At 67.3% G+C, this 22,113-nt stretch carries 24 protein-coding genes; 7 read left to right on the top strand and 17 right to left on the bottom strand.

The genetic code is table 11. The annotated features are described in order from the left end of the window. Positions 1-25: 25 nt before the first annotated feature. A complete protein-coding gene (gene mycP, locus ACFK0J_RS05940) occupies positions 26-1,396 on the top strand; it encodes a type VII secretion-associated serine protease mycosin (RefSeq protein ID WP_378737282.1) in 1,371 nt (456 codons plus the stop codon). Between the two features lie 130 nt (positions 1,397-1,526). Then, on the top strand, positions 1,527-2,333 hold the full coding sequence (locus tag ACFK0J_RS05935; RefSeq protein ID WP_378737280.1) for a potassium channel family protein: 807 nt from the start codon (positions 1,527-1,529) through the stop codon (positions 2,331-2,333). Positions 2,334-2,337: 4 nt separating this feature from the next. On the opposite strand, the gene eccB is transcribed toward ACFK0J_RS05935, so the two are convergent. Beyond that, positions 2,338-3,825, bottom strand: coding sequence for a type VII secretion protein EccB (eccB, locus tag ACFK0J_RS05930; protein ID WP_378737278.1), 1,488 nt, complete (start codon positions 3,823-3,825; stop codon positions 2,338-2,340). A 111-nt stretch (positions 3,826-3,936) separates the two neighbouring features. On the opposite strand from eccB, the gene eccE reads away from it, so the two are divergent. Then, the gene (gene eccE, locus ACFK0J_RS05925) at positions 3,937-5,589 is read left to right on the top strand and encodes a type VII secretion protein EccE (RefSeq protein ID WP_378737276.1); all 1,653 of its coding nucleotides are present in this window, start codon (positions 3,937-3,939) and stop codon (positions 5,587-5,589) included. Here eccE and ACFK0J_RS05920 read toward each other — a convergent pair. Continuing rightward, complete coding sequence (locus tag ACFK0J_RS05920) at positions 5,586-6,158, bottom strand: NADPH-dependent FMN reductase (protein WP_378737274.1); 573 nt, start codon at positions 6,156-6,158, stop codon at positions 5,586-5,588. The two genes, eccE and ACFK0J_RS05920, sit on opposite strands and share 4 nt — an antisense overlap. A gap of 27 nt (positions 6,159-6,185) precedes the next feature. Here ACFK0J_RS05920 and ACFK0J_RS05915 point away from each other — a divergent pair, with 27 nt between their 5' ends. Continuing rightward, positions 6,186-7,019 (top strand): NAD(P)H-binding protein, encoded by an 834-nt coding sequence (locus tag ACFK0J_RS05915; RefSeq protein WP_378737272.1) that lies wholly within the window; start codon positions 6,186-6,188, stop codon positions 7,017-7,019. A 108-nt stretch (positions 7,020-7,127) separates the two neighbouring features. Beyond that, positions 7,128-8,123: a GAF domain-containing protein gene (locus ACFK0J_RS05910; RefSeq protein WP_378737270.1), complete on the top strand. Its 996-nt coding sequence runs from the start codon at positions 7,128-7,130 to the stop codon at positions 8,121-8,123. Positions 8,124-8,137: 14 nt separating this feature from the next. Here ACFK0J_RS05910 and ACFK0J_RS05905 read toward each other — a convergent pair whose 3' ends face one another. Both ACFK0J_RS05905 and ACFK0J_RS05900 read right to left on the bottom strand, forming a co-directional pair. Further along, the gene (locus ACFK0J_RS05905; protein WP_378737268.1) at positions 8,138-9,154 is read right to left on the bottom strand and encodes an NAD-dependent epimerase/dehydratase family protein; all 1,017 of its coding nucleotides are present in this window, start codon (positions 9,152-9,154) and stop codon (positions 8,138-8,140) included. Between the two features lie 32 nt (positions 9,155-9,186). After that, entirely contained in the window at positions 9,187-9,996 is an 810-nt protein-coding gene (locus ACFK0J_RS05900; protein WP_378737266.1) for an S-methyl-5'-thioadenosine phosphorylase, read from the bottom strand. Positions 9,997-10,152: 156 nt separating this feature from the next. On the opposite strand from ACFK0J_RS05900, the gene ACFK0J_RS05895 reads away from it, so the two are divergent. Continuing rightward, entirely contained in the window at positions 10,153-10,476 is a 324-nt protein-coding gene (locus ACFK0J_RS05895) for a metal-sensitive transcriptional regulator (RefSeq protein WP_218473875.1), read from the top strand. 19 nt (positions 10,477-10,495) lie between these two features. Here ACFK0J_RS05895 and ACFK0J_RS05890 read toward each other — a convergent pair whose 3' ends face one another. From ACFK0J_RS05890 to ACFK0J_RS05870, 5 genes are all read right to left on the bottom strand, one after another. Continuing rightward, complete coding sequence (locus ACFK0J_RS05890; protein WP_378737264.1) at positions 10,496-11,410, bottom strand: TAXI family TRAP transporter solute-binding subunit; 915 nt, start codon at positions 11,408-11,410, stop codon at positions 10,496-10,498. A 71-nt stretch (positions 11,411-11,481) separates the two neighbouring features. After that, complete coding sequence (locus tag ACFK0J_RS05885) at positions 11,482-12,912, bottom strand: sensor histidine kinase (protein ID WP_378737262.1); 1,431 nt, start codon at positions 12,910-12,912, stop codon at positions 11,482-11,484. A 13-nt stretch (positions 12,913-12,925) separates the two neighbouring features. Further along, positions 12,926-13,585 carry a response regulator transcription factor gene (locus tag ACFK0J_RS05880; protein ID WP_218473869.1) on the bottom strand — a complete coding sequence of 220 codons (660 nt, stop codon included), beginning with the start codon at positions 13,583-13,585 and terminating at the stop codon, positions 12,926-12,928. A 46-nt stretch (positions 13,586-13,631) separates the two neighbouring features. Next, complete coding sequence (locus ACFK0J_RS05875) at positions 13,632-15,110, bottom strand: MFS transporter (RefSeq protein WP_378737260.1); 1,479 nt, start codon at positions 15,108-15,110, stop codon at positions 13,632-13,634. 120 nt (positions 15,111-15,230) lie between these two features. Next, a complete protein-coding gene (locus tag ACFK0J_RS05870; protein WP_378737258.1) occupies positions 15,231-16,064 on the bottom strand; it encodes an LLM class F420-dependent oxidoreductase in 834 nt (277 codons plus the stop codon). A gap of 170 nt (positions 16,065-16,234) precedes the next feature. Here ACFK0J_RS05870 and ACFK0J_RS05865 point away from each other — a divergent pair, with 170 nt between their 5' ends. Continuing rightward, positions 16,235-16,678: an Hsp20/alpha crystallin family protein gene (locus ACFK0J_RS05865; protein ID WP_378742654.1), complete on the top strand. Its 444-nt coding sequence runs from the start codon at positions 16,235-16,237 to the stop codon at positions 16,676-16,678. A 70-nt stretch (positions 16,679-16,748) separates the two neighbouring features. Here the strand turns inward: ACFK0J_RS05865 and truA are convergent, their stop codons facing one another. From truA to infA, 8 genes are all read right to left on the bottom strand, one after another. Then, positions 16,749-17,618 (bottom strand): tRNA pseudouridine(38-40) synthase TruA, encoded by an 870-nt coding sequence (gene truA, locus ACFK0J_RS05860; RefSeq protein WP_378742652.1) that lies wholly within the window; start codon positions 17,616-17,618, stop codon positions 16,749-16,751. Positions 17,619-17,716: 98 nt separating this feature from the next. After that, a complete protein-coding gene (gene rplQ, locus ACFK0J_RS05855; protein ID WP_378737256.1) occupies positions 17,717-18,256 on the bottom strand; it encodes a 50S ribosomal protein L17 in 540 nt (179 codons plus the stop codon). A 49-nt stretch (positions 18,257-18,305) separates the two neighbouring features. Then, positions 18,306-19,364 (bottom strand): DNA-directed RNA polymerase subunit alpha, encoded by a 1,059-nt coding sequence (locus tag ACFK0J_RS05850; protein WP_014981770.1) that lies wholly within the window; start codon positions 19,362-19,364, stop codon positions 18,306-18,308. 150 nt (positions 19,365-19,514) lie between these two features. Further along, complete coding sequence (gene rpsD / locus ACFK0J_RS05845; RefSeq protein ID WP_218473862.1) at positions 19,515-20,120, bottom strand: 30S ribosomal protein S4; 606 nt, start codon at positions 20,118-20,120, stop codon at positions 19,515-19,517. Positions 20,121-20,140: 20 nt separating this feature from the next. Further along, positions 20,141-20,554, bottom strand: coding sequence for a 30S ribosomal protein S11 (gene rpsK, locus ACFK0J_RS05840; RefSeq protein ID WP_040731638.1), 414 nt, complete (start codon positions 20,552-20,554; stop codon positions 20,141-20,143). 10 nt (positions 20,555-20,564) lie between these two features. After that, positions 20,565-20,939 (bottom strand): 30S ribosomal protein S13, encoded by a 375-nt coding sequence (gene rpsM, locus ACFK0J_RS05835; RefSeq protein WP_218473860.1) that lies wholly within the window; start codon positions 20,937-20,939, stop codon positions 20,565-20,567. Between the two features lie 217 nt (positions 20,940-21,156). After that, on the bottom strand, positions 21,157-21,270 hold the full coding sequence (rpmJ, locus tag ACFK0J_RS05830; protein ID WP_011207363.1) for a 50S ribosomal protein L36: 114 nt from the start codon (positions 21,268-21,270) through the stop codon (positions 21,157-21,159). 316 nt (positions 21,271-21,586) lie between these two features. Then, positions 21,587-21,808: a translation initiation factor IF-1 gene (infA, locus tag ACFK0J_RS05825; RefSeq protein ID WP_003418601.1), complete on the bottom strand. Its 222-nt coding sequence runs from the start codon at positions 21,806-21,808 to the stop codon at positions 21,587-21,589. Positions 21,809-22,113: the final 305 nt, after the last annotated feature.

Here is a 22,113-nt window from a genome sequence, read left to right as displayed (position 1 = left end):
CGTGGCGGCGGCCGTGGCGTTGGGTGTGAGCGCCTCACTGGGGCTCGGACTCGACCACGGCGTCGCGTACGCGGATCGTCCTCCGCCCGTCAATCCGGGTTTGCTACCGCCGGGAGACCCGGCGGCGCCGCCGGACAAAACCGAGCAGAAGTCCAACACAGCGTGTGTGAGCACTCAGCAGGGTGGCGAAGGTCCAGCGATTCCGCCGCCGCAGCGTGCCCTGGATCTGCCTCGCGCCTGGGAATTCTCGCGCGGTGCGGGGCAAGTGGTCGCGGTCATCGACACCGGGGTTTCGCCGCATCCCCGGCTTCCCGACCTCGAGGCAGGCGGCGACTACGTGGCCGAGGGCGGCGACGGCACTAGCGACTGTGACGCACACGGCACCGTCGTCGCGGGCATCGTTGCCGCCAAACCGGTTGAGGGTCAGGGGTTTTCGGGTGTAGCACCGGATGCCCGAGTCATCTCTATCCGGCAGACGAGCAAAATGTTCCAGATGGCGGGCAGATCGCGGGAGCAGCGGCCCGAGGATCAGCCGGACGGATACGGCAATATCGACGCATTGGCGTCGGCGGTCCGCCGGGCGGCGGACCGGGGGGCGACGGTAATCAATATCTCGCTGGTCTTGTGTATATCAGGTTCCTACAACCCCGCCGACGGGCCGCTCGGTGCCGCATTGCGATATGCCACGCTCGAGCGAAACGCCGTCGTGGTAGTCGCGGCAGGTAATAAAGAACAGGGCTGCCAGGCAGGCAACCCGGGTATCGATCCACTCAAACCCAACGACGACCTGTGGAAGAACCTGACCACCAATGTCACCCCCGCGCGTTACGACGACTATGTCCTCACCGTGGGCTCTATCGACCGGAACGGGCAACCATCGGCTTTCTCTGTGCCCGGACCGTGGCTAGGTGTGGCAGCGCCCGGTGAAGACATCGTGTCGCTCGATGCCCGCGGCACCGGCACCATCAACGGGTTCGTCAACCAACAAAATGGCGTTACCCCCTTGAAGGGCACCAGTTTCGCCGCGCCGTATGTCGCAGGGGTGGTCGCGTTGGTCCGCGCCCGCTTCCCGGAACTGAGTGCGCTGGAAGTGATCAAGCGCATCGAAGCCACCGCGCACGCGCCCGCCGAAGGATGGAATCCCTATGTCGGCTACGGCGCAGTGGACCCGGTCGCCGCGTTGACCAATGAAATAGCGCCCACACTGCCGCCGAAGCAGCCGACCAGCCCGCACAGCGTGCAACTCGCGGTGCCCGCGCCACCTGTACCGCCGGATCACCGAGCCCGCAATATCGCTCTCATCGGCAGCGGCACCGTCGCACTATTGCTCATCCTCGGCATGCTCGCGTCCTTCCCGATCCGCCGCCGATTCGGCGTATCCGGCGACGACATGTGAACGAAGGGCCGTGGCAACGACGCCGCCGGTTTCCCCTGGTCGGACCGAGTCTCGACGATGAGGCATGTAGCGTCTGCACGGCAGGCTGCGGTACATAGGGTGCCCCACACGATCGACGCAGGTAGTTCCCATGGCACAACTAGAACAAGCCCCCGGCACTACCGCCGATACGCGGCAGCCGAGTCGCCGCGAGGCATGGGAGCGGGCGACCGGCGGGCCGATGGTGGTGCTCGCCATTCTCTTCCTGGGTGTCTACGCCTGGTTCGTGCTCGATACCGGCGCCTCACCGCAGTTGGATGCCTGGCTCGGCCGGATCGATGTGGCGATCTGGGCCGTGTTCGTGGCCGACTTCCTGATCCGGCTCGGATTATCCACGCGGCGTTGGGATTTCGTGCGCACCCATCCGATGGAATTACTGATCGTGCTCATCCCGCCGTTTCGCCCGTTGCGGCTGGTGCGGGCGGCGGTGCTGGTGCTCGGCACACTCAACCGGCACACCTTGACCCACCGTGCCCGGCTTTCGGTGTTCGTCGGCAGTAGTTCGGTGCTGGTGCTGTTCCTGTGCAGCCTGGCCTTCTTCGACGCCGAATACGGCGCGGAAGGCACCAAGGTGCTGCATTTCGGCGACGCTCTCTGGTGGTCGGCGGTGTCGGTGACCACGGTCGGCTACGGCGACGTCTACCCGGTCACCACGGAAGGCAGGCTGATCTCCCTGGTGCTGATGACCTTCGGCATCGGCCTGATCTCCTTCGCCATCGGCACCACGACCAGCTGGGTCATCGACCAGCTGAAAACCGCCGAGGAGAATGCCGACCGCACCGACCGGGAGATCGGCGTGCTGGTCGAGGAGGTCCGCTCGTTGCGCGCCGAGGTCGCCGCACTACACGCGACGGACAAGCCAGGTACCGCCGATGTCGTTGGCGCGGAGGGCCGGTAACCGATTACTTCGCGGCCACCGGCTGTTTGGCCGGGTTCGGATCGGGGGCGATGCCGTCGTGGGCGACCATGGCTTCCTCGCGGCCCATGGTGGGTCCACCGGCGAGCAGCCCGACGATAGGCCACGGCGCGGACTCGGGAGTAACGCCCGACTCCTTGTCCATGCCAAGGGCTTTCGCCGCTTCATCGTTCTTGATGCCGTAGCGGACGCCGGTGTCGGAGACGTAGAACATGCTGTCCTTGCGGCGGCTGTCCGGTTCGATGCCGGTGGTCTGGACGAAGGCGCCGGAGCCCGGTTTGAAGTAGACCGAGTCGACGTTGTCGCCCTTGCCGTCGGCCTGCGCGAGCGGAACCAGCTTGGCGCTGCTCGGCATCGGCAGGTCGCTGGCGTCGATCACGGACAATTCCGCGCGCACGGCGACGTCGGAATTGCCTGCCGTCCCGGCGATCGGCTTCCAGGACAAGCAACTCACCGGACGAGAGTTTGCCTGAACGATCGTCGGCGCGGTGACCGGATAGGAATCGACCTTCAATGTCTTCGTAGGCGGAGCTTGGTTCGATTCGAAATCGCCGATCGTCGCGCCGTGGTCCGGGTTTCGCTGCGAAGCGCGAATAATGTCGGCGGTCAGCGGATTGATGGGCTGCAGTCCGTCGCGCAGGATCACGAAATTGCGGTCGGCTTTGCCGGAACCCTGGACCACCGTGCCGATCTTCAGATTGTTGATCGAGTAATTGGGCGGCATCCCGCCCGGGTCATCGATCTTCGGCGGCACGATCGGCGTCACCTCGGGGATGGCGTTCAGCAGCCCTTCGCTGATCGGCCGCGGCGTCGCGCCACGGATATTCAACGGGCCGGTGACTTTCGGGTCGTTCATGTCCACCCGGGCGCGCGTGTTGTTCCACACCAGGTAAGCCGACTCCTTACCCTTCACCAGCAGCGCCTTGTCTTTGCCCATCGTCGACGCCTTGTCGCTGAGATCGAGGTCGCCGATCAATACGGAGGTCGTGCGATCATCGCTGCCGTCCGTTTTCAATGAATCGCACACGGTCCAGGTCCGCCCCTTGCCCGCCTTATCGAAATTCAGCGCACCGGGCGCACCGGGAATGCCGATCAACTGACCGCGCGCTTTCTTACCGAGTTCAGATTCCTTGACGATCGCGGGCTTGGACGCGTCACCCGCCGCCAGCCGGGCCGAGGCGAGATTCAGCGTGGGGTGGACGACATCATCGAGCCGCACGTAGACGGCACCGGATTCCTTACCGATCAGGATCTTGGCGCTGCCGATTTTGTCCTGCGGGCGCAGTAGCGCGAGAATGCCGCAGCCGGCGAGGACGACAAGGGCCAGCACCAGCCCGGCCGCGTAGGCACGCGACTGTGAGCGCATCGGGTCGTGCAGCATCCGCACATCCCGGCGGACCAGGGCATGCTCCATCCGACGAACCAGAAAGCGGTAGCCGCTCACCTGCCACCGAGTGGTGGGTTTTGAAGGCATTATTCCTCCCCCGAACAGTGCTCACGTTCGCGCAACACAGTACAGTTCCCGAGGACTCTTGTTCAGCTCGGCCACTATTATGGGCCGACACCGGGTACTTGGGGGACGACGATGGCGGAACCTGCCGGGGCGGGACCACGCCCGCTTCTTGGGCGAATCTCGCTGCAGAATCTGCTGATTGCGCAGGTCATCGGGTTTACCGCGGGGGTGGCCGCGTTACTCGCCGGATTGCAGGCATTGCCCGCGCTGGGCGTGGGCATCGTCGTCGCGTTGATTCCGCTGATCCCGATCGCCAAACGCACGGTACTCGACTGGATCGCCACCTGGTGGCGCTACCTCACCAAACGGCATTACGAGATCGGCCAGACCGTCGACTACCGCGGCACCGACGGACGCTCGCTCGGACTGTACTGGGACGGCAGCCGGGTGGTCACCGTGGTCGAAGTACTCGCCGCACCCGGCGGGCTGACCAGGATCGCCCGCAATACCGTGCACGCCTCCCATCTGCTTCCGCTGCCGGAACTGGCGAAGTGCCTGAACCAGCACGACATTCTGCTCAGCGGCATCGACATCATCAGCCACGGACACCGCAGCAGGTCCGGTACCCCGGCGGGCAAGATCTACGAATCGCTGCTCGGGCCGCTGCCCGCCACCGCGCACCGCACCGTGTGGTTGGCGATCAGCTTCGACGCGGTCGCCTGTCCGGAGGCCGCCGCCCGGCGCGGCGGCGGCGCGGCGGGCGCCTCGCGCGCGGTGACCATCGCGACCCAGCGCATCATGCGTGCGCTCGAGGACGCCGACTGCAACGCCCGCATCCTGACCGCGCCGGAAATCCGCAAGGCGGTCCTGCAGATCACCAGCGGCTTCGATCCGCGCACCCTCGAACATCGGTGGCGCTACGCCGAAGTCGGCAACAGCGTGAACATCGGCATGGCGGTGGATCCGAAGCGGCTCGGCTCGGACCTGCTCGCTCAGCTGTGGGTGGCTCCCTCGCGCGGCACCACGGTGGCGGTGCGGCTGCGGCCGGGCAGCTCGGCGGAATCGGTGAGCATCGGCGCCGCCTGGCGACTGACCGCGCGGGAGCTGCCGGAACGCAGCAAGCTCGCCGGCATGGTGTCGATGAACGGCCGGCACCGCGACGGGCTGCTCGCACACCTGCCGCTCGCCGTCCCCGGCGTGGACGCCACCGTCCCGATGAGCGAATACCCGATCGACGTGATCGACGCGCTGCACCTGCCCTCCTCCGGCTGTGGTCAGCTGATCGGCTCGGACGACGAGGGCAATGGCGTCGCGGTCCGCATCGTCGGCACCGGCATCTCGACTGTGTACGTGGCCGGAGAACTTTATCTCGCACAGCAATTGGTGTTCCGTGCGCTGGCGGTCGGCGAACGCGTCCTGATCCGCACCGACCGGGCGCACGCCTGGGAGAACCTGGTCACCACCATCGGCAATCCCGAGCGACTGACCCTCGCCGTCGAAACCCACCAGTCCGACGCGGGTTTCACCGCGACCGTGGTGGACGGCGTCCTCGCCCCCGCTCCACACGCGGGCGTCACCACGATCTACGTCACCGGCGACCCGATGGGCTGGCCCGCAACCCGCCCCGACCTGTCCATCCACCAGCCCGCGGCCATCGGCAACCACGTCATCCTGCGCACCGGCACCGCCCAGGTCGACCTCACCCTCGTCTCCATCCCCCGCGAAGCCACCTACATCGGCCACCCCCGCGGCCGCCGCGGCGCCATGGCCGGAAGCGCCGGCTAGCCGGGGTAGGGGTCGGTGGTGCGGGCCGCGCGCAGAGTTCTTGCCCACCAGGCCAGTTGGCGGAGCATGCGGGCGGCGGCGTCGATGGCGGCGCCGTCGCGGGTTTCGCCCGCGGCGTCGAATTGCTTCTTGGCCTGGTGGAAGCTGACGGTTTCGCGGACCGAGACCATGTGGATCTCGGCCACCACCTGACGCAATTGCTCCACGGCCCGCAGGCCGCCGGAGAGGCCGCCGTAGGAGACGAAACCGATCGGCTTTGCGCGCCATTCATGTTTAGCGGTGTCGAACGCGGTCTTCAGCGCGGCCGGATACCCGTGGTTGTATTCGGAGGTGATCGCGACGAACGCGTCCGCCGCGGCCAACCGGGCCCGATAGGCCGCTGCCTCAGGGGTGTCCGTGAGGTCGGTCGGTAGGTGCGTGTCGGCCAAATCTATGACGCCCGTGTCGAATTCGCTATGCGCGCGTAATGTGCGCAGGAACCAGTCGGCAACCACCGGCGCGAACCGCTCCGGACGCACACTGGCCACAATGACCTCGAGCCGCAACTGAGTGTCCACCGCGTTGAGCATAATGCGGGTCGGTCCGAAGGAGATGAAATGATCTTGGTAACCGGCGCCACCGGCAATATCGGCGGCGAACTGGTGACAACGCTGAGCGAGGCGGGCGAGCAGGTGCGCGCGCTGGTGCGCGACCCATCGACGGCCACGCTGCCGGCCGGTGTCGAGGCGGTGACCGGCGATCTGAACCGGCCGGAGACCATGGCCGACGCCCTCGACGGCGTACACGCCCTGTTCTTGCTGCCGGGCTACGACAACCAGGCCGATCTGCTGGATCGCGCGAAAAAGGCCGGGGTACAGCGGGTTGCGCTGCTGTCGAGCGCTTCGGCGGCACTGCAGAACCTGGACAACGCCGTCTCCCGCTACATGACCCTGTCCGAACGGGCGGTACGCGAATCCGAACTGGCGTGGACGTTCCTGCGGCCGCGATCGTTCATGTCGAACGCGCTGCGCTGGCTCCCCCAGCTCGCCGTCGGCGACGTGGTGCGGGTGCAGTTCCCCGAGGTCCGGGTCGGCGCGATCGATCCGGCCGATATCGCGGCCGTCGCCGCGAAGGCACTCACCGACGGCGACCTCGACGGCCGGATCCTCGAACTGACCGGCCCGCAGGCACTGCTGCCCGCCGATCAGATCGCCGTCCTCGCCGCGATATCGGACCGGCCGCTGGTCGCCGAGGGACTCACCACCGAGGAGACCAAGGCCGAGCTGGCGGCAACCATGCCGCAGCACTACGTCGACGCCTTTCTGAGCTTCTTCGCCGACGGCACGCTGGACGAGGAGACGCTGTATCCGACCGTGCGCGAGGTCACCGGCCGCGCGCCGCGCACCTTCGAGCAGTGGGCGCGGGCGCACGCCGCCGCCTTCGCCCGCTGATCACGTAAGCAGCACCCCCTTTCGCGGCCGCACAGCCGGGTCAGGCACGATATGCACTGGCTATCAGCCTGACCGTGGCATAGTGTTCGACTCGGGGAGGGGGGATTTGTGATACTCGGACGCTGGCTGCTGATCGAGACGCTCGGTCACGCCGACACCTGGTCACTGCTCGCGGTCGGGACGGCGCCACGGGAATGGAAGTCGTTCCAGCGCGCGGTCTCCCCGCGGTTACAGCCGCTCGTCGCCGCGGCATACAACAGCGGCTCGGTCATCGACCAGGAGTTGCCGCAGTCCCGGCACAACTGGTCGGGCCAGCGCATCCTGGCGGTTCCGCTACGCGGCCCGGACAACCGTGTGCACGCCGTCCGGCTCTGGGTCGGCACCGGTGAACCGCCGCCGCCGGTCGGTGTCGCCACGTTCGCCGTCGACGCCCGCGCCCGACGGATCGAGGCACTCCCACACGACCTCGGACCGCATTTCGAACACGGGCGCATCGTGTGGATCGGCGCGGAATCGTTCGAGCTGATCGAACGATTCGACGGCGCCCTCGACCTCGTCGCCACACTGGCCAGATCCACGCCCGGCGACCGGTGGCTCGACACGGCGACAGTGCGCGCCCACACCGGCCCGCGCACGCTGCTGCTGGCCGCCCGCAACCCCGACGAGAACCGGTATCGGTGGCTCGGCCTGGCCGTCGACGTCACCGAGAGCGTTGCGCCCCAACGTAAATCGTTCGAGGCGGCAACTCTGGACCTGCTCCGCGGCGCACAGCCCAACCTCTATCTCGCCATCGTCGACCTCGCCCAGGTGCGGCTGATCCGCTGGGTCACCGAACCCGTGCCCGGGCTGCGCTGGGGCCGGGGCACCGACGAGCGCACCGTGCCGCATCCGACCGACCGGGATCGCATCATCGCTGCCCGCAACGACCTTCGATCCGGCGCCGAGCGCGTGACGCTGACCGGAGTACGGCTGGCCACCGACGTGGGCGACTGGCTCGTCGCCGACCTGGAGGCATCACCGCTGCCCGGCGGGACCACCGGCGCGCCGACACCCGAATTCGCCTTGGTCCAACTGGATATCATCGAGCGTCCGCAAGCCGGTTGACTGCCAAGATCGCCTCAGCCGCCCGCCGTGACCTGTGCCGGACTCGGAGCGACCTCGGCCAACCCCTGGGCAGGCGGCACCGTCGCGGTGAAACCCAGAGTCCGCCTGGCCCGTTCGATATCGGCGACAAAATGCCGCACATCGCCGATCCGGTACTGCCCGGTGACCACCGGCGCGGGACCGCCGCGCGCCTTGGCCATGATCGAGGCGACCTCCCACAGCGTGATCGGCCGGCCGGAACCGATATTCAGCGGAACGAAACCCGGCAGCGCCCGCTCGATCGCCGCGAGCACGGCCGCCGCGGCATCGCGCACATGCACGAAATCCCGCACCTGGCCGCCGTCCTCGAAGACGTGCGGAGCACGTCCCTCGTCCAGCGCGGCGCGCACCTGTCCCACCATGCCCGCTCGCGCGCCTACGCCGTAGACCTGGTTCATCCGCAGCGCGGTCACCGCGCCACCGACGTGCAAACCCCAGGCGAAGGCGTAGTTTTCCTGCGCCACCTTGCTCGCGCCGTAGCTTCCGCGCGGACGCAGCGGCGCGTCCTCACCCACCGGCTCCCAGGTCAGTACCTCGCCGGTGCGTGGCGCCCGATGGTCGAACATGCCGCGGTCCAGGTCCGCGCGCCTGCGCAGCCCTGGAAAGAACGGTCCACCGCGCACGCTGCGATAGCGGCCTTCGCCGTACACGCTGATCGACGACGCGAGCACCAGGCGACGCACCTTGGCCCGCTCCATCGCGCCGAGCAGCACCGCGGTGCCCAGATCGTTGTGTGTCGCGAAGTCGGCCGGGCCCGTGCCCGCGGTGACCGCGGCGAGATGACAGACGACGTCGACGCCCGCCAGCAGCGGCTCGACGGCGTCGGCATCCCGCACGTCCACCCGCGAAACACCCGCCGGCGGCTCCGCGTCCGCGCCGTGCACAGCGTCGAGCATCAAATCGAGCCCGACCACCTCGTGCCCCGCGGCAGCCACGGCCTTGCTCACGTGTGTTCCGAGAAAACCGGCCGCGCCGGTGACCAGCACTCTCATTCACCGCACCCTTGTTCGGCACCCCGCATGGGTCAGGGTAGCTCGAAAGGCAGCGACACTCCGGTATGGACGCGGCACCGATCGCAGGTGTCGGTCTCGGTGACCGCGGCCACCGAGCGGCGGATCAGTTCCTTGAAGGGCGCCAGGTTGCGTTTGAACTCGGCGAAGACGTCGATCGCGTGCACGCCAGCACCCTCCTCCAAGCCCGCGTCCAGGTCGGTTACCAAAGCGACTGCGGCGTAGCACATCTCGAGTTCCCTGGCGAGCACGGCCTCCGGGTGCCCGGTCATGTTCACCAGGTCCCAGCCCTGCCCGGCGAACCAGCGGCTCTCGGCCCTGGTGGAGAACCGCGGACCCTGCACGACGACCATCGTGCCCGCGCCCTTCATCGGCAGCGCGTCGTTCGCGGACTTGATGGTGGCGGTGCGGAGGTCGTCGCAGTACGGGTCGGCGAACGAGACGTGCACGCCGCCGCCGTCGAAATAGGTCTGCGGCCGCCCGGAGGTGCGGTCCACCAGTTGGTCCGGCACCACCACGGTGCCGGGGCCCCAGTCGCCGCGCAGGCTGCCCACCGCGCACGGCGCGAACACCCGGCGCACCCCCAGCGAGCGCAGCGCCCACAGGTTGGCCCGGTACGGCAGGGTGTGCGGGGCGAACTCGTGGCTCTTGCCGTGCCGCGGCACGAAGGCGACCGGACGGCCCTCGACCTCACCGACCGCGATCGGCGCACTCGGCGCGCCGTAGGGAGTCTCCACCTCGACGTGCGTCGCCTCGTTGTCGAAGAAATCGTAGAAGCCGCTGCCGCCGATGACGGCGAGCGCGGGCCTGGCATGCGAACTCATGCACCAATTCTCCCGTCCCGGCGCCCCCGATGATCAACGGGTACCGAAACTCCCGGCGATCAGGCGCTGAACTGACAAGTCCGCCGGAAAACTGTACCCTAGGGGGGTATGAATTCCGGTCCGCCCGCAGACCGGCAGCCAGCGAGGAGACACCCGGTGACACCCACTGCCCATGACCACGCCGCGCACGATCATGCCGCGCACGGCTACATCACCGCAAAGGACGACTACCTCAAGCGCCTGCGCCGCATCGAGGGTCAGGCGCGCGGGCTGCAGCGGATGGTGGAGGAAGAGAAGTACTGCATCGACATCCTCACCCAGGTCTCCGCCATGACCAAGGCCCTGCAGGCGGTGGCGATGGGGTTGCTCGAAGACCACATCAGCCATTGCGTGGTGGACGCCGCGGTAGCGGGCGGGCCCGAGGCCGAAGCCAAGATCAAAGAGGCCACCGACGCCATCGCCCGCCTCGTCCGCTCCTGATCGCCCGTAACGAGGGCGGCTAGCCGTGCCAGCGGCGGTAGACGTCGGCGGCGCCGGGGTGCAGTGGGACCGGAGCGGTGCCGATGAGCGAGCGGCCGTCCAGGAATTGGGTGCCCGCGGCCTCGGTGGGTACCAGCGAATCGGCCTTGTACACCAGTAGCTCGACGATCGATGCGGCGGTCTCCGGCGGCATGGACGCGGCGGCGAGCAGGAGGTTCGCCACGCCGATGGTATGTACGGCGACGCCACCGGGATAGGCGTCGGCCGGGATCTCCACCCGGTCGTAGACCGGACCGAACCGCTCCCGCATGGGCACGGCCAGCTCACCCATATCCACCAGCCGCATGCGCTGCGGCACCTCGAGCACACTCGTCGGAACGCCACCGGCCCAGAGCAACGCGTCCGCCGCACCGGCCAGCAATGCCGCCACCGCCTCGCGTAGCGGCCGATGCGAAATCTCCACGTCTTGTTCGGGATCCAAGCCGGCCACCCGCAAGATCCGGTGGCCGGTCACCGCGGCTCCGGATCCGGCGGCACCCAAGTTCACCCGGGTCCCCCGCAACTCCGCGACACTCCCGATTCGACTGTCCGACCGCACCACCAGTTGTAGGTAGTTCTCGTACACCCGGCCGAGTGCGAGCACCCGATCGGTCGTGTCGCCCACCGAATCCGACAGTGCCAGCGCCGCGTCTACCTCGCCGTGCGCCAACATCGCCAGGTTCTCCTGCGACCCCGACGTCGTCACCCGCTCGATCCGCACATCCCCCGTCTTCGCCGCGGCGGCGGACAGCAACCCCGCGAAGGCGTGGTAGAAACCGCCGACCTCCCCCGACGCCAGCCGCACCAGCGGCCCGCCCCCACTCGGTCCGCACCCGGCGATACCCGCCGCAGCCGCCATCCCGGTCAGCGCGAGAAACCCCCGCCGTCCCATCATCGCCATCTCCGACCGACCCGACGCAGCACGAGCACCGACTACCGCCGGCCTCGGCCAGTTCCACCGATCCGTCATTCGCGCACCGCCGCGGGCAGCCGGATACGAACGGTGAGGCCGTGCGGGTGGACCGGTTCGACGGTGAGCGTGCCGCCGCGGGCTTGCGCGAGGGCCGCGGCAATGGGCAGGCCGAGGCCGGAACCGCCGCTGACGGCGGTCGAGCCGCGGAAGAAACGAGTGGTGAGACGATCGATCTCGTCGGCGCGCACGCCGGTGCCGTTGTCCTGGACGGTGACGGTGACCCAGTCCGGCTCGGCGGTCACGGTGACCACGGTCCGCGCGCCGGACCCGGCGTAGCGGGACGAATTGCTCAGCGGCACATCCAGTATCTGCGCGAGCACATCGGCCGAGACAGCGACGTCGGCGTGCGCGGTCGACGGCGTAATACGCAATTCCTGCCCCGCCGACTCGTAGGCCGAACACCACGCGTCATAGCGGTCGGCCACCACTTGAACTGCGTCGCAGTGGTTCTCGGCCTCGGCAAGGCGCGCCGCGTCGAACGCGGCGGGGGTTTCGGCGACGGCGAGGGTGAGCAGGCCGTCCAGCAGCGCGGTCAACCGTTCGACTTCGGCGCTGGCGCCACGGAAGGTGGTGGCCGCGTTGCCCGGTATCGCGGGCTCCAGCGAATCGAGCCGAATCGTCAAGGCTGCCAGCGGGTTCCGCATGGCGTGCGCGGTGTCGGCGACGAGTTGCCGTTGCGCGTCCACCGAATCGGCTACGGCAACCGCCATGGCGTCGAAAGATTCCGCGACGGCCCGCATTTCGGGTGGGCCACCGTGCCGCCGCGCGATCGACGCGGGGTGCTTCGCGGTCACCGGCTCGGCGCGCGGCTTGGGCAGTGTCGCGGTGAGATCGGCGACCGCGTGCGAGAGGGCCGCGAGCGGCCGCAGCACCCAGCGACTCAAGGTCAATGCGAGCAAGGTGAACAGCGCCATCGCTATCGCGCCGCCGAGCACGATCAACGCCCAGGTCCGCGCGATGTCGGCGCGCGCACGGGCGGTCGATGCCTGGATCACCACCGCGCCGTTGACCTGCACCCCGGTGCCGACCGGCCGCGCGATGAGCATGGTCGGCGCACCCCACGGTGTCAGCTGCCGCACCGCCTGTGGACGCTGATTGCGCCGCGCCGCGGCCACCGCGCCACGGATACCCGGATCGGCGAGACTCGCACCGCCATTGGCGGTTGTCGCTCCCTTGGCATCGACCACGAGCACGTCCTCGCCGTAGAGCTCGTGATAGCGGACCACCTCGTCGGACAGCGCGCGACTGTCTCCGGTCGCCGACGCCGCGGCGGCGAGGTTCGCGAACCGGTCCGCGTCGCCGGACCGGTCGAGCACCAGTTGCTGGGTCCGGCTGGTCGCGACCGTCAGCGAAAGCGGAACCGCGAACGCCAGTACCGCGATCGCGGCGAAAACGGTCAGCGCGATGAGTAGGCGGCGCCGCATGGCACGTCCCTGGTCACTGTCCCCACCGGTACCCGTATCCGCGAATAGTCGTGATCAGTCCCGGCCGTTTCAGCTTGGCGCGCAACCCGGTCATGTGCACGTCCAGCGATCGCGACACCGCGACGAACGCGTCGCCCCAGATCCGGTCCATCAGCTGCTGGCGGCTCACCGCGGCGCCGGGCCGCTCGACCAGCGCCTCCACCAGTTCGAATTCCTTCTGCGTCAACGTGATCGGCTCGCCGCCCACCTCGACGACGCGCGCCTGAAGATCCACCCGCACGTCCCCGGTTTCCACTACCGCCTGCGCGGGTTGCGCCGCGGCGGCCGCGCGCCGGGTGACGGTCTCCAGCCGGGCCATCAATTCCGCGATGCGGGGCGGTTTCACCAGATAGTCGTCGGCGCCACCGCGCAATCCCCGGACGATCGAACGCTCGTCGCTGCGGGCGGTCAGGATGAGTACCGGCACCTGACTCACCTCGCGCAACTGCCGAAGCACGTGCAGGCCGTCGCCGTCGGGCAGGCCGAGATCGAGGATCACCGCGTCGTAACCACGGTGCGACGTAAGGAGATCCGCGCCGCGTCGTTTGCGCTCCGCTCGGTAGCCCCGAGCGTTGAGCGCCTCCACCAGCGCGTCGCCAACGCCGTCGTCATCTTCGACCACCGCAAGCCGCACGCGCCGATCCTCCCATAACGGGTGGATCGGCGCGTGTGCCGGGCTGTCAGTCACGCACGGTGGCCAACGGACGGTCCGGCTCGGTCGCCCCGGCGTCGACCCCAGTATCGGCGTCGGAGGCGGCGGAGAGTTCGGCTTCGATGGTCGACGAAGTCGAAGTCTCCCGCATGAAGAAGTAGGTGGTCAGCGAGATGGCGATACATCCGGCGACGTACCAGAAGTACACCGATTCATGGCCGGCCTTCTTCAGTGCCAGCGCGATCGTTTCCGCGGTGCCGCCGAAGATGGCGACGGTCAGCGCGTAGGGCAGACCGACGCCGAGCGCACGGATCTTGGTCGGGAACAGCTCGGCCTTCACGATCGCGTTGATCGAGGTGTAACCGGTAATGATGACCAGCGCGGTCATCATCAGTGCCCACGCGGCGATGGGGTTCTTGGTGTTACCGAGGACCGTCATGATCGGCACGGTCAGCAGCGTGCCCGCGACACCGAAGAAGATGAGCAGCTTGCGCCGCCCGATCCGGTCGGACAACGCACCCGCCAGCGGCTGGAAGATCACGAACACCAGCAGCGCGATGAAGTTGATCCAGGCGACGGTGCCCTTGGAGATGCCGGAGGTGTTGATCATGAACTTCTGCATGTAGGTCGTGTAGGTGTAGAACGCGACCGTTCCACCCAGCGTCAGACCCATCACCAGCAGGCATTCCCGCGGGTACTGCAGCAGCATCCGCAGCGAACCACGGGCGGGCGGCGGCTTGGGCTCGCCCCGCTTGGCGGCGGTGGCTTCGGCGGCCTTGTCCTTGCCGAGCTGGTAGGCGTGCTCGGAAATCCCGTCGCCGATGAAGACCCGGTTTTCCGGATCCGCGGCGGCGGCCTTGAACTGCTCCGACTCGTCCATGCTGCGCCGCAACCACATCACGACAAGCGCGCCACCCGCGCCGATCACGAACGGAATGCGCCAGCCCCAGTTGTTCATTTCCGCACTGGTGAGGAACTGCTGCAGGACGATCTGCACGCCGAGCGCGACGAGCTGACCCGCGACCAGGGTCACGTACTGGAAGCTCGAGTAGAACCCGCGCTTGCCGGTGGAGGCCACCTCGGACAAATACGTTGCGCTGGTGGCGTATTCGCCGCCGACCGAGAGTCCTTGCAGCAGCCGGGCCAGCAACAACAGGATCGGTGCCGCGATGCCGATCGTCTGATAGCCGGGGGTAACGGCGATCAGCAGCGAGCCACCGGCCATCACCGTCACCGACAGGGTCAGTGCGGAACGACGCCCGTACTTGTCGGCGTAGCGGCCCAGCATCCAGCCGCCGATCGGGCGCATGAGGAACCCGACCGCGAAAACCGCTGCGGTGGACAGCAACTGCGCGGTCGGGTCATCGGCGGGAAAGAACGTTTTCGCGAAGTAAACGCTGAAAGCGGCATAGACGTACCAGTCGTACCACTCGACGAGGTTACCGATGGATCCGCGAAGCACGTTCGCGACGACCCGGCGCTCACTCGCGGGCTGTGTCGTAGTCACAAGATCTCCTTCTTCGACGCGTCAGCGCGTCAGCTGAGATCGAGTGTGTCTGCAGTCACAAGCCCGACGGAACCGTCCGAGACCCTTTCTAACGTTCCCTTAGGACGATGGTTTCCGGCTTCAGCCGCGGGGGTTCAGCAGCGGAGCCAGGGTGCGCAGATCGGCAAGATAGTCGTCACCGAGCATCTGCACCGCCACGTGGTCACCCCCGGCGGCCAAGTGCGCGGTGAGCTGTGCGGCGACTTGCTCGGGCGTACCGTGCGCGACCACGGCGTCGAGCACCCGGTCGCTGGCGGGCAACGCGAGTTCGTCGTCGGTGAAGCCGAGCCTGCGCAGGTTCGACACATAGTTCGTCAGGCCGAGGTAGAACGCGGCCTTGTCCGCCGCGACCGAACGCGCTTGCCGCACATCGTCGGTCAGCACGACCTTGTGTTCGGTCGCGAGCAACGCGTCCGGTCCGATCGTCGCGCGGGCCTGCTCGGTATGCGTGGCGGGCACGAAATAGGGCAGCGCACCGGCGGACCGCGCCGCGGCCAGCTTCAGTACCCGGGGACCGAGCGCGGCCACCGCCCGGCGCGCCACCGGAACCTGCGCGGCATCCAACTCGTCCAGGTACTCGACGAGGGCGTCGTAGGGCTTGCGGTACGCGCCGGTGTGCTCCGGGTGGCCCGCGCCGATTCCGAGCAGGAAGCGCCCCGGGAATCGCGCCTCGATCCGGTGGAACGATTCGGCGACCTGCTTGGCAGGCGCGGCCCAGATGTTCACGATGCTGGTCGCCACCGAGATCGACTCGGTCGCCTCGAGCAACGGCTCGACGGTCGACAGATCCGCGGGCGGCGAAGCGCCGAGCCACAGCGTGCCGTAACCCAATTCCTCCAGCTCGCGGGCGTCCTGCGGGCTGAACCCGAGGTACTCCCGCCATACACCGAACCGTCCGAGCGCATCGAATGTCATGACACTGCGAACCTTCGTGCGGCGACCGGTATTCCGGGCCGATTCATGGCGGAAAATCTCCGCGAAAGTGTTAGCACTCTCGACCCGAGAGTGCTAAATTTGTTGGTGCACAGCTACCGGCGCCTACCGCGGTGGCAGGCGTCGCCACTAGTGAAATGGAGGTGATTGCTGTGCTGAGGTTCGATCCATTCCATGACATCGACACCGTCGCGCGCCAGCTGCTCGGCGAAGCTGTTGGATCCGCACGTGCGCCGCGATTCATGCCCATGGATCTGTTCAAGGCGGGTGACCACTACGTGCTCAACGCCGACCTCCCCGGGGTCGATCCCGGCTCGGTCGACGTCAGCGTCGACAACGGCACCCTGACACTGCGCGCGCAGCGCAGCGCGCCCAGCGAGGAAGGCGTCCAATGGATTGCCTCCGAGCGCTTCACCGGCAACTACATGCGCCAGGTGAGCCTCGGCGACAACGTCGACGCCGAAAAGATCAGCGCCGCATACAACAACGGCGTGCTGTCCGTGACGATCCCGATCGCCGAACGGGCCAAGCCGCGCCGCATCGAAATCGCCGGTGGATCATCCCAGAAGACGATCGAAGCCGGATCTTCCAACTGAAGCGATCGCTCCCGCGCTGCACCCGACCGCGCGTCGGACAGCGCGGGAGCACTTCGCCGAGAACGAAAGTTCAGCCCCCGCAACATCCTTCGCCGACTGGCACGGTACGCACTTCCCTGGTCTGCGCATTACGAGCAGCGAGGTCCGCGTCGGCCGGATAGTCGACGGCGATCAGGCTCAGACCGTGCGCGGGGGCCACGGTGACCGAGCTGGAGCGTTCGGTGTCGTTCAGCAGGCTGCCGGCCCACTCCGGGGTGCGTCGGCCCTCCCCCACGGCCAGGACGGCACCGACCAGGCTGCGGACCATCGACCAGCAGAAGGCGTCCGCGCTGACCTGAGCGGTGAGCAGATCACCATCCCGTTCCCAGTCGAATCGCTGGAGTTCACGAACGGTCGTCGCGCCCTCCCGGCGACGACAAAAGGCCGCGAAGTTGTGCAGACCCAACAGTTTTCGCGATGCCGCACGCATAGCGTCGACATCGACGTCATGGCGGCAGGCGACGATGCTGCGCGCCCGCAACGGCTCGGCGCCGTAGGGGGCGGTGGTCAGCCGGTACACATAGTGCCGGCGAATCGCCGAGAAGCGAGCGTCGAATTCGGGCGGAGCGACGCGAACATCCTTGATGCGCACATCCCTCGGCAGGAAGCGCGCCATCCGATGCACCACCTTGCCCGGGTCGACCTCCGCGACCGTATCGAAGTGGGCGACTTGGCCTTCGGCATGCACGCCGGCGTCGGTGCGGCCCGCGACGGTCAGCTGAACCGGTTCACGGAACACCTTGCTCAGCGAGTCCTCCAACACGCCCTGCACGGTGCGCAACCCGGGCTGGCGCGCCCAGCCGGTGAAATCTGTTCCGTCGTAACTGATGTCGAGCCGGACCCGGACCGACGCGCGGGCGGGTACGGACGGCGCCGCAGCCGTCTGCTCAGCTGAACCCACCGAATCCTCCACCGTCACAACTCATCTCCTGGTCAACGAACAAACCCGCCGACCCGCATAGCGGGCGGCGGGCTCGTTCACGAACTCCGACGCGAACGTCAGGCCTTGGCTTCGCCGGCCTTTTCGTCGGCAGCCGGGGCCTCGGCCTCGGCGGTCTCGGCAACAGCCTCGTCAGCGGCGCCTTCCGGCGCCTCCGCCTCGACAACCTCAGCGGCCGGAGCCGGATCGGTCTTCTTGGACGCGGCAACACGGCGAGCGCGATCGGCCTCGTTGGTCACGGTCTTCTCGCGAACCAGCTCGATGATCGCCATCGGCGCGTTGTCACCCTTGCGGGGCAGCGTCTTGGTGATGCGGGTGTAGCCACCTTCGCGACCCTCGAACGAGGGGCCGATCGTGGCGAAAAGCTCGTGCACGACGTCCTTGTTACGGATCACCTTGAGCACCTCGCGACGGTCGGCAAGGGTGCCGCCCTTCGCCTTGGTGACCAGCTTCTCCGCGTAGGGGCGCAGCGCCTTGGCCTTGGCCTCGGTGGTCGAAATACGACCGTGCTCGAAGAGCGCCGTCGCCAGATTGGCGAAGATCGCCTTCTGGTGCGACGCCGACCCGCCGAAGCGAGCACCCTTCTTGGGCTTGGGCATTGTTTGTTCTCCTTGTGTGAGGCCGTGCCGGGGTGCCTACCCCAGCGGCCTAGAGCTGTTCGGTCTCGGCGTAGTCCTGCTCGCCACCGTCGGTGTCACTGAACGTGCCGCTGTCGCTCCACGTACCAGTGCTCGCGTCGTAACCCACCACAGAAGAAGGATCGAACGACGCCGGGCTGTCCTTCAGCGAGAGGCCGAGCGCGTGCAGCTTGACCTTCACCTCGTCGATGGACTTCTGGCCGAAGTTGCGGATGTCCAGCAGGTCCGACTCGGTGCGGGCGACGAGCTCGCCCACGGTGTGCACACCCTCGCGCTTGAGGCAGTTGTAGGACCGGACGGTGAGGTCCAGGTCCTCGATCGGCAGACCGAACGAGGCGATGTGGTCCGCCTCGGCCGGCGAAGGGCCGATCTCGATGCCTTCGGCTTCGACGTTCAGCTCACGGGCCAGGCCGAAGAGCTCGACCAGGGTCTTGCCCGCCGAGGCGAGCGCGTCCCGCGCGCTGATGGAGTTCTTGGTCTCCACGTCCAGGATGAGACGGTCGAAGTCGGTGCGCTGCTCGACACGGGTGGCCTCGACCTTGTAGGTCACCTTGAGCACCGGCGAGTAGATCGAATCCACCGGGATCCGGCCGATTTCCGCGCCGGACGCCTTGTTCTGCACGGCCGGGACGTAACCGCGACCGCGCTCGACAACGAGCTCGATCTCCAGCTTGCCCTTGTCGTTCAGGGTGGCGATGTGCATGTCCGGGTTGTGCACCACGACGCCGGTCGGCGGCACGATGTCACCCGCGGTGACGGTGCCGGGGCCCTGCTTGCGCACGTACATCGTGACCGGCTCGTCCTCCTCCGAGGACACGACCAGACCCTTGAGGTTCAGGATGATGTCGGTGACATCTTCCTTCACGCCGGGGACGGTGGTGAACTCGTGCAGCACGCCGTCGATACGAATGCTCGTGACCGCGGCCCCCGGGATCGAGGACAGCAGGGTACGCCGGAGCGAGTTGCCCAGGGTGTAACCGAAGCCCGGCTCGAGCGGTTCGATGGTGAACTTCGACCGGTTCTCGGCGACGACCTCTTCGGTCAGCGTCGGACGCTGTGAAATCAGCATTTAGGATCATCCTCCTGTTTGGGCGCCCGCTATTTGACGCCTCGTTTAAGGGGTTGTGCATGATCGCCCGGTTCGGGGCGATCACGCACCAGTAGCAGCGTTGAGCTGTGCGCGATTCCGTCCCGGGTGACCAGGACGGCTCGCCGCGCGTTACTTCGAGTAGTACTCGACGATCAGCTGTTCCTGCAGTGGCACATCGATCTGAGCGCGTTCCGGCTGCTGGTGCACCAGGATCCGGAGACGGCCCGGGATGACCTGCAGCCAGCCGGGGACCGGACGGTCGCCGACGGTCTCGCGCGCCACCTGGAACGGCAGCGTGCTCAGCGACTTCTCCTTGACATCGATGATGTCGTACTGGGTCACCTGGAAGCTCGGAACGTTGACGCTCCGGTTGTTCACCAGGAAGTGGCCGTGGCTGACCAGCTGGCGAGCCTGGCGACGGGTACGCGCGAGACCCGCGCGGTACACGACGTTGTCCAGACGGCACTCCAGCAGACGAAGCAGGTTGTCACCGGTCTTGCCCTTGAGGCGGTTGGCCTCTTCGTAGTACCGGCGGAACTGCTTCTCCATGACGCCGTAGGAGAAGCGAGCCTTCTGCTTCTCCTGCAGCTGGAGCAGGTACTCGCTCTCCTTGATCCGCGCGCGGCCGTGCTGGCCGGGCGGGTAGGGGCGACGTTCGAACGCCTGGTCACCGCCGACGAGGTCGACGCGCAGACGACGCGACTTGCGGGTGATGGGGCCTGTATAACGAGCCATTTTTCGCTATTCCTTTCCCGCTAGACTCGACGCCGCTTGGGCGGACGGCAGCCGTTGTGCGGCTGCGGGGTGACATCGGAGATCGTGCCCACTTCCAGGCCCGCGGCCTGCAGCGAACGGATCGCGGTCTCGCGGCCCGAACCCGGGCCCTTGACGAACACGTCGACCTTCTTGACGCCGTTCTCCTGCGCCTTGCGGGCAGCGTTCTCGGCGGCGAGCTGCGCGGCGAACGGGGTCGACTTGCGCGAACCCTTGAAGCCGACGTGGCCCGACGACGCCCAGGAGATGACGTTGCCGGCCGGGTCGGTGATCGACACGATGGTGTTGTTGAACGTGCTCTTGATGTGTGCGTGGCCGTGCGGGACGTTCTTCTTTTCCCGGCGACGCGACTTCTGGGTCTTCTTGGGGCCGGAGGCCCTGGACTTCGGAGGCATCGGTTATCCCCTACTTCTTCTTGCCGGCGACGGTGCGCTTCGGGCCCTTGCGGGTGCGCGCGTTGGTCTTGGTGCGCTGACCACGCACGGGCAGACCACGACGGTGGCGCAGACCCTGGTAGCAGCCGATCTCGATCTTGCGACGGATGTCGGCCTGCACCTCGCGGCGCAGGTCACCTTCGACCTTGAGCTCGGGCGAGCTCTCGATGTAGTCACGCAGCTGCGTCACCTGATCGTCGCTGAGGTCCTTGCTGCGCAGGTCCGGGCTGATGCCGGTGGCCGCGAGGATCTCCTTGGAGCGGGTACGGCCGACGCCGTAGATGTAGGTCAGCGCGATCTCCATGCGCTTTTCGCGCGGGAGATCAACGCCCATGAGACGTGCCATGTGGCAGGTTCCTTAACTTTGGCGGAGGTCTGCTCCCTGTCCGTCCCCTCGTCTTGGTGGGGCACCGGCCTCCGTACCGGTGGTAGGCGCACACGCCCCCGGGCGAACCCGGAATTTCCGCAGCGTGCGGCTGGAGCTGGGAGTTCTTCTTTATTTGTGGCCAAGCCGATCAGTGATCGGTGCCCGGCTGGTGATCGTGGGGTCGCCCCCGCTTTGATCAGCCCTGGCGCTGCTTGTGGCGCAGGTTGTCGCAGATCACCATGACCCGACCGTGACGGCGGATCACCTTGCACTTCTCGCAGATCTTCTTGACGCTCGGCTGAACCTTCACGTCCGTCCAATCTTGTTGTGGTTCACACGGGTGTGAACACAGTTTTTCCCCAGCCGATTCGCTGGGGAAGTCTGTTGTGCCGCTCTGTCGAGCGACGGTCCCGCCCTGCCGGGCGAGCGTGTCACCTAAAGGCGAGCGTTCCGCCCTACCGAACCCCGAAGGGTCCGGCTCAAAAGCGAGCGATCCGCCCTACCGAGCCCCGTCCGGGGGTCCGGGGGCGAAGCCCGCCGGGCGGGGCGTGGGGGTTGCACCCCCACAAAACACCAAGTGAATCGACTTCGGCGAGCGCTCCGCGAGCAGGGCTCGCCCACTCGATTCACTTGTAGCGGTAAACGATCCGGCCGCGCGACAGGTCGTAGGGAGACAGCTCGACGACCACACGGTCCTCGGGGAGGATACGAATGTAGTGCTGCCGCATCTTCCCGCTGATGTGCGCGAGAACCTTGTGACCGTTCTCGAGCTCGATCCGGAACATCGCATTGGGCAGCGGCTCGACAACTCGACCCTCGACCTCGATGGCCCCGTCTTTCTTCGCCATGTCCTCCGCGATCCCGGTTACGCTCAACCTGGTTTGTTTGGCTTGTTTCTGCTTACATGGACCGGTCGGTCGAACCTGACCGATGACACGCAAACAGTCGGCGCATAGGTGCACCGCCGCTCCAGCTTACCGGTAGCCCCCGGTTCCGGCAAAAATGCCCCCTGCCAGCAGCGGCCGCCAGTACTCTTTTCGCGCCGATCAGAGCAGGAAATTCGCACCCGCGACCCCCTGGCCTCCTGCCCCACAGTGGTGTCCGGACGTCGCGTAAACTGACCGCTGTCCAGGTATAAAGGTCGAGCAGATCT

Origin of the sequence: Nocardia brasiliensis (genome assembly GCF_042691675.1) — a bacterium.
Classification (GTDB): Bacteria; Actinomycetota; Actinomycetes; order Mycobacteriales; family Mycobacteriaceae; genus Nocardia; species Nocardia brasiliensis_D.
Note: the sequence above shows the minus strand (reverse complement) of the source record. Positions and strands in the feature narration are given on the sequence as shown.